Here is an 11455-nt window from a genome sequence, read left to right on the forward strand (position 1 = left end):
TTCCAACTCAATACGCCCGCAACCCCTTTTCGCAATAACTACTCCCTTTTTTGAAACTTTCACGAAAATCAATTGAAATCAATTAGTTAATGGAAGATCAAGTCTCATTTGAATCGATCCCAACCCTCAAGGACGTCTGGTGTGGTCCACAAAGAGATTCGCCCAACACCACATTTAGCGCACCTGCACTTGCCAACTACTATCACAATCAGAATTTTGGAATCTCGCCGACGATTCGTCTCGGCCCCTTGCCTTGTTTATGTCGGGTTCCCGCCCAGACCCGCACATATTAAACCCTTGTCACATCGTACGGGCGGTAGACACTATATATGCTCGCTGTTCATTCGGACGCTCCGGCCCTCAATAGCTCCGATATGTTTGACCTAGTGTCTAGCCTCATTGGCAACCGCCGCGCCATGCGCTATCCCACAGCGTCTGCTTTAATGGAGAAGCCCCAAGCTATGACCACTCGCGCCGGATTCGTCGCCCTGATCGGAGAGCCCAATGCGGGCAAATCCACACTGACCAATCGAATGGTGGGGGCCAAGGTCTCGATCGTTACTCATAAGGTTCAAACTACGCGAGCGCGCATTCGCGGCGTGGCCATACAAGGTGAAAGCCAGATTGTCTTTGTGGACACACCCGGCCTGTTCCAACCCAAGCGGCGCTTGGATCGAGCGATGGTTGCCGCGGCCTGGGGCGGAGCTGCCGATGCAGACATCACCGTCTTGTTGATTGAGGCCCACCGGGGTGTAACGGATGGCGTCAAACGCATCCTTGAGGGTCTCGGGGAACTTGGCAAAGGACGCCGTATCGCACTGGCAATCAACAAGATTGACCGCGTTAAGGCTGAAGTCTTGCTAGCGCTGTCCCAGGATCTGAATGAACGGTATGATTTCGTTGAGACGTTTATGATTTCCGCTGAAAAAGGTCATGGAGTCGACGCTCTGCGCACTTGGTTGGCAGCGGAATTGCCTGAGGGTCCATGGCTGTATCCCGAAGACCAGATCGCCGATCTGCCCATGCGGATGATTGCCGCCGAAATGACCCGCGAGAAGTTGACCCTGCGCTTGCATCAAGAATTGCCTTACCAATTGACGGTCGAAACCGAAAACTGGGAGGAGCGAAAAGACGGCTCTGCACGTATCGACCAAGTCGTTTATGTCGCCCGCGACGGCCACAAGGGCATCATCCTTGGCAACAAGGGAGAATCAATCAAGGCCATCTCAAAAGCAGCCCGCGAAGAGCTCGAAGAATTCCTTGGACGCCGGATTCATTTGTTCCTGCAAGTCAAAGTGCGCGAAAAATGGCTGGAAGAAGCAGAGCGCTATTCGGAAATGGGGCTAAATTTCCGCGACGGAAACAAGTAATGGCCCGATTGACCGCCCGTTTTTGGGTGGATGCCTATCTTGCCCGCTTGCGGTTTCAGGACATCCCCGGCTTTGTCGTCAGCCATGGCGACGACACGGCGGGGGCCGTTTTGGTCAAACTCAACACATTGGACGGGCAGGCCTGTGCGTATACACGCAGCTTCGATTTGATGTCAGGTCAGCGCGTGTGGACTGAGCTTTCGTCGGGGGCCGAAACTGATGTTGACCAAAGCATTGCAAAGCAACGCGGATTTGATTCTGATTTGTGGGTAATCGAGGTCGAAGACCGGCTTGGCCGCCATCTTTTACAAGACGAAGGGCTGGCTTAGGCATCCAATGCTTGCACCGAAAGCCGGCTTCTCGTTGGGCAATGGGCCAATGCCAATCAGCGCCCCCCTTGTAACCTGTGAACACTGACGTCAATTTGAAGCTATGGATTGGCGCGACACAGGCATATTATTAAGCACCCGAAAACACGGTGAAACCTCGGTGATTCTGGAGACCTTCACCCCGTCATACGGGCGCCAAAGTGGTGTGCTGCGCGGGGGCATTTCGCGCAAACACACCCCACACCTCCAACCCGGCGCGCAATTGGACCTGAGCTGGCGCGCCCGGCTTGAAAGCCAATTGGGTACATTCACAATCGAGCCGATCCGGTCGCGCGCAGCCGCAGCTATGGGTGATCGATTGTCCCTTGCAGGGTTGAACGCGGTCACCTCGCTTTTGTCTTTCTGCCTGCCCGACCGGGAACCACATCCCGATTTGTATCAAAAAACCGAAACACTTCTGGATTTGCTTGGACAGCCCGACGTCTGGCCTTTGGCTTACCTGCGTTGGGAAGTCCGGCTGCTGGACGACATGGGGTTCGGATTGGATCTGGGGCGTTGCGCCGTCACCGGATCAAACGATAACCTAATATATGTATCGCCTCGCACAGGTAGGGCTGTCACCGCATCTGGTGCAGGCGAATGGGTAGACCACCTGCTGCCTTTGCCACCGGTTCTACATGGTCAAAGCCCTATGGATGACACTGAAATCATAACTGCGCTGCAAACAACTGGCCACTTCGTAGAGCATCATATGGCCAAGGCCTTGCGGGACCGCCCCCTGCCCCCTGCCCGAGCGCGGTTTATCGAGCGCTTGTCTCGCCCGAAACAGACTTGAACAGCATTTCCCGGCCTTCGATCGTAGACAAGATCAAAGTCTCACCCACAACCTCGGCGATTGTCATGGCCTTGAGGGCTTCATAGAACTCTTGCTCGGCCGCCTGTTCCGGACATGCCGTCAGTGTCGTTGAAATTGTCTCGACTTCGAACCAAGGGTAAACGGATGTGTCTTTGGCCTGCCACGTATTGCAGCCAGAATGGCCACTCAGCGCACCCAAATGACCAATCCGCAGATCTGTACCAGCGGGTGCCGGCGCTCCATCAATGCTGGACAAGGTCCAAACTTTCCCAACACCTCCATAGAAGTTGACGTTTTCAAGGCTCACACAGCCTGATGCCAACAGCGAGCTGGTTGCAATTGCCAGTCTCATCATCACACTCTCCCTTGGACGGATACCAAACGTAAGGCCGCGACGCTTTGCGCACTACCCAACAGGCACCTTTCGCAGCTGCCCATTACACGATAGTAAGACCTTAATGACTTGGAACATACCGAATATATTGACCGCCATGCGCCTCGTCGCTGCCCCCGCTTTGGCAGTGATGTTTTTGTATTTCTCTCGCCCCTTCGCAGATTGGGCCGCGCTATTGCTGTTTGTGTCGGCCGCGTTGACCGATTGGATTGACGGGCATCTGGCGCGCACTTGGAAGCAAGAGACCAAACTAGGCGCAATGCTGGACCCAATCGCTGACAAAGCGATGGTGGCCATTGCCCTGATGGTCATCGTCGGATTTTCGTCAATGTCGCCTTGGCTGGTTCTCCCTGCCACGGTCATATTGTTCCGCGAAGTCTTTGTATCGGGGCTGCGTGAGTATCTTGGGGACGTCGCCGGCACGCTCAAAGTCACGACATTGGCGAAATGGAAAACCACTGCGCAAATGGTTGCGATTGCGGTTCTGTTTTCTCAAGGGGTGTTTGAGCACTACTTTGGTATGTCTGCCTTTGGGATGGACAACGCGCTAGTAGCCGACATCATGGAAGGCCGCGAAGAAGACGTGCTTGGCCTGCGTTGGAAATATCTTGGCAGCATATGGACCGGATACCTTGGCCTTGGGCTGCTTTGGATTGCTGCGGCATTAACCCTGATCACCGGCTGGGATTACTTCCGAAAAGCGCAGCCGTTGCTCAAAGAGGATAGCTAAGATGGACGTTTTGTATTTTGCTTGGGTGCGCGAACGTATCGGCCTGCCGAAGGAAAAAATTGAAACATCCGCAGCGACGGTCAACGATCTGATTGCTGAACTGCGCGCCCGCGAAGACCGCTATGAGGCGGCATTTGCTGATTTGTCCGCCCTGCGAGTCGCTTTGGATCAAGAGCTATCGGAATTTGATTCACCGCTGGAGGGTGTGCGCGAAGTGGCGTTTTTCCCCCCCATGACCGGGGGCTGATATGCGCGTCATCGTCCAAGAATCACCCTTTGACTATGGCATCGAAGCCGAAGCCTTTGCTGACGGTCGCCACGATATGGGTGCGATTGTCACTTTTGCAGGCATCGTCCGCGACATCGCTGGTGGCTTGGATGTCATGGAAATCGAACACTACCCCGGCATGACCGAGAAAGCGCTCGAGAAAATCGCAGCGGAGGCTGTTGAACGCTGGTCGCTTGGGGACGCGCTGGTCATTCATCGCTATGGCCGCATGGGGGCAGGCGAAAAGATCATGATGGTCGCAACCGCCGCACGCCACCGTAAAGACGCCTTTGAAGCGGCGGAATACCTGATGGACTACCTCAAGTCCCGCGCGCCGTTCTGGAAAAAAGAACACACCCAAAGCGATGCAGGTTGGGTTGCCGCCAAAGACGAAGATGAAGCTGCGCTGAAACGCTGGTAAACACTTGGCAAGACGGTCGCACTGTTGGTAAACTGACCTGACCAATTCATTGCAGGTTTCCAATGCCCTTTACTCCGGTCAAACCCGAAAAACTTTCTTCTGCTGTGGTCGATCAAATCGAGCTGCTGATTTTGCGCGGCATCTTGCGACCGGGTGAACGGCTCCCATCAGAGCGGGAACTGTCGGACCGAATGGGTGTCTCACGCCCCAGCCTGCGCGAGGCCGTCGCAACCCTTCAGGACCGTGGACTGCTAGAGACACGCGCCGGAGCCGGAATTTTTGTAACAGAGCTTTTGGGTTCGGCTTTTTCCGAAGCTCTGACCCGGCTCTTCGCAAATCACGACGAAGCCGTGTTTGACTACCTGTCGTTCCGGCGGGATATGGAAGGTCTGGCCGCCGAACGGGCCGCCCGCTTTGGCAGCGACACAGATCTCGAAGTGATCCAAAAGATCTATGACAAGATGTGCGCCGTGCATTCCAAACGGAACCCGGCAGATGAAGCCCGTTTAGATGCGGATTTCCATCTGGCCATTATTGAGGCCAGCCACAATGTGATCATGCTGCATATGATGCGGTCCATGTATCAGCTGTTGCGCGAAGGCGTGTTCTACAACCGAACCATCATGTTCCGGCAACGTACGACCCGCGACAACCTGCTAGATCAGCACAAGCTGATAAATGACGCCCTACAAGCCCGCGATCCTGTAGCAGCCCGAAAAGCCGTAGAAGATCACCTGACGTTTGTGGAAACCTCGCTCTATTCCAACCGCAAGACAGAACAGAACGAAGTCATCGCCAAGCAACGGTTGGAACGCGAACATCACCGCTAAGCAAGCTGCGCAGACCTTGCAAAAAGATTGCTCGCCTAGTCGCGACGCCCTCTGGCACCCGATGGATGGAGCAACAGCAAAATGGATCAATAGCAAAAGGGCTCATCATTTCTGATGAGCCCTTTAAAATTCTTAGCTAAACGTCCGTCGGGACAATTTAGGCCAGTGCGATGTTCGACGCGCTCTCACGACCGTCACGGCCGGGCTCGATGTCGAAAGTCACTTTCTGGTTGTCGGACAGGCCGGTCAGACCAGCGCGTTCAACGGCAGAAATGTGTACAAACACGTCCTTGCCACCACCGTCTGGTGCGATAAAGCCGAAGCCTTTAGTTGTGTTGAACCATTTTACAGTGCCATTAGCCATTGTAAGTCTCCTAGTAATCCTGTCCGCGGAATGCGACAGAGCGGCTTTATCAGTGCAAGATCGAATGACTGAGCCGAAAGGAGCAGTGTGGCCGATAGTGATAATGTAGCAAGCGCAATCTAGAATCTGCCAAGGCAAAAGGAAAGTCTTTTTTCACCTCATCCAGCGGAATAGGCGCAATTTGGCCGGATAAAGCATTCCAGCAACATACAAAACCACAATCAAGGAGCGCATGGCCTGCCCTAGAAACGGAAAAAGGCCCGGATGTTTCCATCCAGGCCTCTAAAGTCATGTGATTCTCAGCCTAGCTCTTGGAGAACTCTGGGTAGGCTTCCATGCCCAGCTCCGCCATATCGAGACCGGTGATCTCTTCTTCTTCGCCAACTCGGATGCCGACTGTCATCTTCAGCAAGAACCAGATCACAAAGCTGACTACGAAGGTGAAGATACCGACAACAACGATGGAATAGAGCTGCTGACCCAGCGAGGCTGCATCATTGGTCAGGACAACCGCGATTGTGCCCCAGATACCTGCCAGCAGGTGAACTGGAATAGCACCAACTACGTCGTCGATCTTCAGCTTATCCAGCATCGGAACCGCGAAGACCACGATCACACCGCCAACGGCACCGATCAATGTCGCTTCGCCCAGTGTTGGGGTCAGAGGTTCGGCAGTGATCGAAACCAGACCAGCCAACGCACCGTTCAGTACCATGGTCAGGTCGACCTTTTTGTACAGAAGCTGTGTCAGAAGCAGGGCTGCGATCGCACCACCAGCAGCCGCTGTGTTGGTGTTCGAGAAGATACGGCTAATGTCTGCAACGTTGCCAGCTGTGTCCATGTACAGCTGCGAGCCGCCATTGAAACCAAACCAACCCAGCCACAAGATGAATGTACCCAAAGTTGCCAGCGGCAGGTTAGAGCCCATGAACGGGATCGTACGGCCACCTTTGTATTTGCCGATCCGTGGACCAAGCAGAAGCGCGCCAGCCAAAGCAGCCCAGCCGCCAACCGAATGCACAACAGTCGAACCCGCGAAATCCTGGAACCCACCGGCATCAAGGAAACCGCCGCCCCATTTCCAAGAAGCCTGGATTGGGTAGATAAATGCTGTCAGAACAACAACAAAGGCAAGGAAGGGCCACAGCTTGATACGCTCGGCCAAGGTGCCTGAAACGATCGACGCGGTTGTCGCGCAGAACATCAGCTGAAAGAAGAAGTCCGAACCAACCGACGCGTATGTCAGGTCAGGTTCCATACCCTCAAGACCGACTGGCTCAAGCTCGGCCATGGCAAAGGCACCCAGGATGCCGTCAACCGACCAACCGTCGCCAGGGTACATCAGATTGTAGCCGACAACGTAGTAGGCAATCGCCGCAATGGCGAAAAGCGCGATGTTTTTTGTCAGCTGCATCGTGACGTTCTTGGAGCGCACCAGACCAGCTTCGAGCATTGCGAAACCGGCGGCCATCCAGAACACCAGGAAACCGGCGACAAGGAACATGAAGGTTGTAAAGATGAACCCAACTTCGGAGTTGGGGGGCGTCACGTCTGCCTCTTGTGCCATACCCAGCGAGGGCAGTGCCAGCAGAACAGCCGCCGCGGCGATTGTCTTGTAGTTTGTCATTCGTTTCTTCCCTTGAATGTCAGGAGATAGTTTGAAGGAGCGCGTTACAGCGCGTCCCCATCCATTTCGCCGGTACGCACACGCACGGCCTGCGCCACGTCCAGAACAAAGATCTTGCCGTCGCCGATCTTGCCCGTCTGAGCGGTTGATTTGACAGTTTCGACCACTTGATCCGCCATGGAGGCCGCAACAACGATCTCCAGCTTGATCTTGGGTACAAAGTTCACAGCGTATTCTGCGCCGCGATAGATTTCGGTATGGCCGGACTGAGAGCCAAAGCCCTTGATTTCCGTTACCATCATGCCGCGCACCCCGATGTCTGTCAGTGCTTCGCGCACCTCTTCGAGTTTGAATGGCTTGATCGTTGCAATGATCAGTTTCACCGTGTGTCCCTTTCGTCTCAGCGGGGTAGCGCCTCAGCGCCCCTCGTGTATTTCGCACTTGCAGAAAGAACCCCTTGGAGGCCTATTTAGAAGTGCGAAGCCGCAAAAACGGGCACTTTTCCGGAAAGAGCGCACAAAAAATGCGCACACATCGATTGTCGCACAAAAATTAAGCTAAACAAAAAGTGTATGTGCCACATGGGGGTGGTCAACATTCCCCAAATTAACAGATAGAATCGGGCAAACGCTAAAACGCGAACAGATACCAAGCAGGTACGATTGATGAGCAGTTCAGGACGAAAACCCGGTAAGTTGGTTGCGGACAAGCGATATGCACGCTCTGCGCCCAAGAAAAAAGCCGCCCCGAAAAAGCCAAGCCCTAGCCGCCGCAAACCCACGCGGCGCAAACCGGCACGCAAACAAAACTTTATCGTCCGGTTTTTCACCGGCATCTTCGCTTGGGTTTGGCGCTTGATCTGGCGCACAACTGTTTTTGCGTCGCTTGTGCTGGCGATGGTGATTGGCACGGCTGTCTTTTATGTCCGCAGCAGTCTGCCCGAAGTCTCTGAGTTGGTGGATGGGCGCGCCCGCGGATCTGTTACCCTATTAGACCGTGGCGGTGTCGTATTTGCGCGGCGCGGCGATCAATTCGGCGGTGCGGTAAACGCGGAAACCGTATCTCCGCACCTGCGGAACGCGATTGTGGCAACCGAAGACAGACGGTTCTACAGCCATTTCGGCATCAGCCCGCGCGGCGTCGCCAGCGCTGTGCGGATTAACCTGAGCGAAGGACGCGGCCCGCTAACAGGGCACGGCGGCTCAACGCTCACCCAGCAAACCGCCAAACTCCTGTGCTTGGGCTCCGTTTACGATCCAACCGAATGGAAAAACGAAGCCGAATACGTCAACGACTGCCGACAAGGATCGATGAGTCGAAAAATCAAGGAGGCAATCTACTCCATGGCGATGGAGAGCAAGTACACAAAGAACGAGATTCTCTCCATCTATATGAACCGCGCCTATATGGGCGGCGGAGCCTATGGAGCCGAAGCCGCAGCAAAGCGGTATTTCAACAAAACTGCCGCAATCCTGACGCCTGCTGAATCTGCGATGATCGCAGGATTGCTCACCGCGCCGACCCGTTTGGCCCCGACCTCAAATCTGAAACGCAGCCAAGATCGCGCTGCCACAGTATTGCGCTTGATGAACGAACAAGGGATGCTGACTGACGAAGAGACCCGACATTTTCAAGACAACCCTGCCACTTTGGCCGCCGAGGCCACCATGTCCACAGGTGGCTATTTCGCCGATTGGGTCATTCAGTCAGGGCCAGAGTTTTTCACCCGCGACACCACCGAAGACGTTTTAATCCGCACAACGCTTGATCAACGCCTGCAAGCCGCAACGGCGGCAGCAGTGAACCAGGTTTTTGCCGAAAAGGTGCGCAAAGGGTCCAAGGCCGAAGTTGCTGTGGTTGTTATGTCCGCTGACGGTTCGGTGCGCGCAATGATTGGCGGGCGCGATACCGATGCATCCGGCTTGTTTAACAGGGCCAGCCAAGCGGTGCGCCAGACCGGATCAGCCTTCAAACCCTTCATCTACGCCACAGCGCTGGAATTGGGGTATAGCCCGCTGGATATCGTCGTGGACGAACCGTTTTGCATGACGATCCCCGGATCGGGCAAATGGTGCCCGCAAAACTACACCAAGAAATTCAAGGGCCGCGTCACGCTGGCCGATGCGCTCAAGCAATCGTTGAACATTCCGGCCATCAAGATCTCAGAATCTGTCGGACGCGATTTGGTCATGCGCGTTGCCCGCGACTTTGGCATTCACCGCGATTTGCAAGACACTCCCGCCATGGCGCTCGGCACGTCCGAAGCGACCTTGGTTGAAATGACCGGCGCTTATGCAGGCATTTTGAATGGCGGCTCCTCCGTCACCCCCTACGGGCTGACCGATTTGCGATTGCGCGGTGACGACTCGCCTTTGATGGGCACGGGAGGCGGCATTGGCGAGCGGGTGATCCAGCCTCAAGCCGCAGCCGAACTGATCTGGATGATGGAAAAGGTGGTATCCGAAGGAACAGGCCGCCGCGCGGCCCTTGATGGGCGGCCAGCCGCAGGCAAGACGGGAACCAGCCAAGAATCCCGTGACGCATGGTTTGTCGGGTTTACCGCAGACTATGTTGCCGGAGTCTGGATGGGATACGACGATAACACCCCTTTGACAGGTGTGACGGGTGGCGGGCTACCTGCAGAAATCTGGCAAGCGGTGATGACGCAGATCCATGAAGGACTGCCTGTCCGCCCCCTGCCCTCGCAGGCCCCGGTGCCCGTAGTTCAAGCTCCAGCACCGCAGCCTGCCCCCGCGCAACCGAAGGTTGGACAGCAACCTAAAACCGTCAAAGAGTCGTTGAACGATGTCCTGCGCGGCCTGCTCGGCGGCAACTGATCCGCCCAAAGGTGCCAACTAAAGAAGGGCCGGAAATTCCCGGCCCTTCTATTCAATCACCACAGCGAATTAACCGGCTTTTTTGAGATCAGATATCATGGCGTCAATATCGCCGCGCCGCTTGTCCAGCATCGAACCGATTTCAGACCGCTCAGTCAGCAACATGTTCACGCCTTCAATGAACATATTAAAGAAAAGATCCTTGCCGGACCGGTCCGAGACATGGAAGGACACATCAAACGGGGCCTCACCGCGCAGATGCGCGATGGTGGTTACCTCATAATAGTTCTTAACCTTGCGGACCTTGGACATTTCCAGACGACCGCCGATAAACTCTCGGAAACGGCGACCATATTTACGCGAAATATATCCGGTGAACACCGTGGTGAACGCCTTCTTTTGAGCGGCAGTTGCCCGGCGGGCATCCACGCCCATCGCATAGGCAGCGACATAGGGCAAATCGGCGTAACGCTTGAAAATTTTCTCGAACTCTTTGATCATCGCTGCTTCGGATTTACCGGAATCGATGACCTTGTTGATGTCACCGACCAAACTGTTAACCAAAGCACCGGCTTGTTTTTCGTTCAAAGCAAAAGCCTGAGCTGGCATAACGGAAACGGCTGCCGCGCCCGCAACAAACATCCGACGGTTTACATACTGCATCTTAAAATCCTTTCGTATCCAGCTCCAAGGGGTCGATATCTTCCCCGACCGCTTCTTCGCCCAATTCATAACGGCGGTTTTGCAAATAAATGAGGCGCATTTGTTTATAGGAATCCGCACTTTCGTGCAGCACTGAATCATACGTATCGCCATAAATCTGCCGATCACCGACATCATCAACCAGCTCAAGCACAGGTCCAACAAAACTGGCAGGGACACTGACAACATAGGCAATCGGGTTGATGAGCAGATCCACAACTTGCCCCACCACATCGCGATCATTCGAAGGACCGTAAATTGGCAAAACCACATAGCCCCCTTCGGATACGCCCCAAACAGCCAGAGTTTCCCCGAAATCTGTTTCGTCTTCGGGCAGCCCCATGTCAGCGGCGACATCCATCAGGCCGCCAAGACCCATGGTTGCATTCACGATGAGCCGGACAGAATTCCGGGTCGCTTCGTTCAACTTGCCCTGCAACACATCGTTGACAACGACCCCCGGCAGTGAAAGCGTTTCGGCAACATTTCCCGTCACTTCGTACACAGGCCTCGGAACAGCTTCGGCGATGCTCGGGCCATCACCACGAAACATCTTGTCGTCAACCATAAGATTGAATTGGTGGACTTGCCGGTTCATCGCCTCACTTGGGTCGTGAATACCATCACCCGGAGTGCTATCAGGCTGAAGCCAACCGCAAGAGCTGACCATTCCAAGGGCCAAAATCAGTATGGACCCGCGCATCAAACCCATATCCCGCAAACCTCT

At 54.8% G+C, this 11455-nt stretch carries 14 protein-coding genes; 8 read left to right on the forward strand and 6 right to left on the reverse strand.

Annotated features, from left to right (window positions below; all coding sequences use genetic code 11):
• Window positions 1-461 precede the first annotated feature (461 nt).
• The 3 genes from era (at window position 462) to recO (ending at window position 2534) form a co-directional block, all read left to right on the forward strand.
• Complete coding sequence (era, locus tag C8N36_RS12815) at window positions 462-1370, forward strand: GTPase Era (RefSeq protein ID WP_097805258.1); 909 nt, start codon at window positions 462-464, stop codon at window positions 1368-1370.
• Window positions 1370-1699, forward strand: a complete 330-nt coding sequence (locus tag C8N36_RS12820; protein ID WP_097805232.1) for a DUF1491 family protein — start codon at window positions 1370-1372, stop codon at window positions 1697-1699. The genes era and C8N36_RS12820 overlap by 1 nt, the downstream gene beginning before the upstream one ends.
• Window positions 1700-1802: 103 nt before the next feature.
• The gene (recO, locus tag C8N36_RS12825) at window positions 1803-2534 is read left to right on the forward strand and encodes a DNA repair protein RecO (RefSeq protein WP_097805231.1); all 732 of its coding nucleotides are present in this window, start codon (window positions 1803-1805) and stop codon (window positions 2532-2534) included.
• Here recO and C8N36_RS12830 read toward each other — a convergent pair.
• Window positions 2500-2910, reverse strand: coding sequence for an META domain-containing protein (locus C8N36_RS12830; protein WP_097805230.1), 411 nt, complete (start codon window positions 2908-2910; stop codon window positions 2500-2502). The genes recO and C8N36_RS12830 overlap by 35 nt on opposite strands.
• Before the next feature lie 103 nt (window positions 2911-3013).
• Between C8N36_RS12830 and pgsA the strand changes: the two genes are divergently transcribed.
• The 4 genes from pgsA to C8N36_RS12850 all read left to right on the forward strand — a co-directional run bounded on the left by pgsA (window position 3014) and on the right by C8N36_RS12850 (window position 5198).
• Window positions 3014-3679 carry a CDP-diacylglycerol--glycerol-3-phosphate 3-phosphatidyltransferase gene (gene pgsA, locus C8N36_RS12835; protein ID WP_097805229.1) on the forward strand — a complete coding sequence of 222 codons (666 nt, stop codon included), beginning with the start codon at window positions 3014-3016 and terminating at the stop codon, window positions 3677-3679.
• A 1-nt stretch (window position 3680) separates the two neighbouring features.
• Window positions 3681-3926, forward strand: a complete 246-nt coding sequence (gene moaD, locus C8N36_RS12840; RefSeq protein WP_097805228.1) for a molybdopterin converting factor subunit 1 — start codon at window positions 3681-3683, stop codon at window positions 3924-3926.
• A gap of 1 nt (window position 3927) precedes the next feature.
• The gene (locus tag C8N36_RS12845; RefSeq protein ID WP_097805227.1) at window positions 3928-4368 is read left to right on the forward strand and encodes a molybdenum cofactor biosynthesis protein MoaE; all 441 of its coding nucleotides are present in this window, start codon (window positions 3928-3930) and stop codon (window positions 4366-4368) included.
• Window positions 4369-4430: 62 nt separating this feature from the next.
• Complete coding sequence (locus C8N36_RS12850; protein WP_097805226.1) at window positions 4431-5198, forward strand: FadR/GntR family transcriptional regulator; 768 nt, start codon at window positions 4431-4433, stop codon at window positions 5196-5198.
• Between the two features lie 157 nt (window positions 5199-5355).
• On the opposite strand, the gene C8N36_RS12855 is transcribed toward C8N36_RS12850, so the two are convergent.
• The 3 genes from C8N36_RS12855 to C8N36_RS12865 all read right to left on the reverse strand — a co-directional run bounded on the left by C8N36_RS12855 (window position 5356) and on the right by C8N36_RS12865 (window position 7572).
• Window positions 5356-5562 carry a cold-shock protein gene (locus C8N36_RS12855; protein ID WP_097805225.1) on the reverse strand — a complete coding sequence of 69 codons (207 nt, stop codon included), beginning with the start codon at window positions 5560-5562 and terminating at the stop codon, window positions 5356-5358.
• Between the two features lie 304 nt (window positions 5563-5866).
• Window positions 5867-7189: an ammonium transporter gene (gene amt / locus C8N36_RS12860; protein ID WP_097805224.1), complete on the reverse strand. Its 1323-nt coding sequence runs from the start codon at window positions 7187-7189 to the stop codon at window positions 5867-5869.
• Between the two features lie 44 nt (window positions 7190-7233).
• Window positions 7234-7572 carry a P-II family nitrogen regulator gene (locus C8N36_RS12865; RefSeq protein WP_097805223.1) on the reverse strand — a complete coding sequence of 113 codons (339 nt, stop codon included), beginning with the start codon at window positions 7570-7572 and terminating at the stop codon, window positions 7234-7236.
• A gap of 282 nt (window positions 7573-7854) precedes the next feature.
• Between C8N36_RS12865 and C8N36_RS12870 the strand changes: the two genes are divergently transcribed.
• A complete protein-coding gene (locus tag C8N36_RS12870) occupies window positions 7855-10026 on the forward strand; it encodes a transglycosylase domain-containing protein (RefSeq protein ID WP_097805222.1) in 2172 nt (723 codons plus the stop codon).
• Between the two features lie 69 nt (window positions 10027-10095).
• On the opposite strand, the gene C8N36_RS12875 is transcribed toward C8N36_RS12870, so the two are convergent.
• Window positions 10096-10689 carry an MlaC/ttg2D family ABC transporter substrate-binding protein gene (locus tag C8N36_RS12875; protein WP_176527099.1) on the reverse strand — a complete coding sequence of 198 codons (594 nt, stop codon included), beginning with the start codon at window positions 10687-10689 and terminating at the stop codon, window positions 10096-10098.
• 1 nt (window position 10690) lies between these two features.
• On the reverse strand, window positions 10691-11431 hold the full coding sequence (locus tag C8N36_RS12880; RefSeq protein WP_245910807.1) for an MlaA family lipoprotein: 741 nt from the start codon (window positions 11429-11431) through the stop codon (window positions 10691-10693).
• Window positions 11432-11455: the final 24 nt, after the last annotated feature.

Source organism: Pelagimonas varians, from assembly GCF_003208435.1.
Taxonomy (GTDB): domain Bacteria; phylum Pseudomonadota; class Alphaproteobacteria; order Rhodobacterales; family Rhodobacteraceae; genus Pelagimonas; species Pelagimonas varians.

Excerpts from the sequence above, each read along its gene's own strand:
- era (WP_097805258.1), top strand. The coding sequence starts at position 462 with ATGACCACTCGCGCCGGATTCGTCGCCCTGATCGGAGAGCCCAATGCG.
- C8N36_RS12820 (WP_097805232.1), top strand. The coding sequence starts at position 1,370 with ATGGCCCGATTGACCGCCCGTTTTTGGGTGGATGCCTATCTTGCCCGC.
- recO (WP_097805231.1), top strand. The coding sequence starts at position 1,803 with ATGGATTGGCGCGACACAGGCATATTATTAAGCACCCGAAAACACGGT.
- C8N36_RS12830 (WP_097805230.1), bottom strand. The coding sequence starts at position 2,910 with ATGATGAGACTGGCAATTGCAACCAGCTCGCTGTTGGCATCAGGCTGT.
- pgsA (WP_097805229.1), top strand. The coding sequence starts at position 3,014 with ATGACTTGGAACATACCGAATATATTGACCGCCATGCGCCTCGTCGCT.
- moaD (WP_097805228.1), top strand. The coding sequence starts at position 3,681 with ATGGACGTTTTGTATTTTGCTTGGGTGCGCGAACGTATCGGCCTGCCG.
- C8N36_RS12845 (WP_097805227.1), top strand. The coding sequence starts at position 3,928 with ATGCGCGTCATCGTCCAAGAATCACCCTTTGACTATGGCATCGAAGCC.
- C8N36_RS12850 (WP_097805226.1), top strand. The coding sequence starts at position 4,431 with ATGCCCTTTACTCCGGTCAAACCCGAAAAACTTTCTTCTGCTGTGGTC.
- C8N36_RS12855 (WP_097805225.1), bottom strand. The coding sequence starts at position 5,562 with ATGGCTAATGGCACTGTAAAATGGTTCAACACAACTAAAGGCTTCGGC.
- amt (WP_097805224.1), bottom strand. The coding sequence starts at position 7,189 with ATGACAAACTACAAGACAATCGCCGCGGCGGCTGTTCTGCTGGCACTG.
- C8N36_RS12870 (WP_097805222.1), top strand. The coding sequence starts at position 7,855 with ATGAGCAGTTCAGGACGAAAACCCGGTAAGTTGGTTGCGGACAAGCGA.
- C8N36_RS12875 (WP_176527099.1), bottom strand. The coding sequence starts at position 10,689 with ATGCAGTATGTAAACCGTCGGATGTTTGTTGCGGGCGCGGCAGCCGTT.
- C8N36_RS12880 (WP_245910807.1), bottom strand. The coding sequence starts at position 11,431 with ATGCGCGGGTCCATACTGATTTTGGCCCTTGGAATGGTCAGCTCTTGC.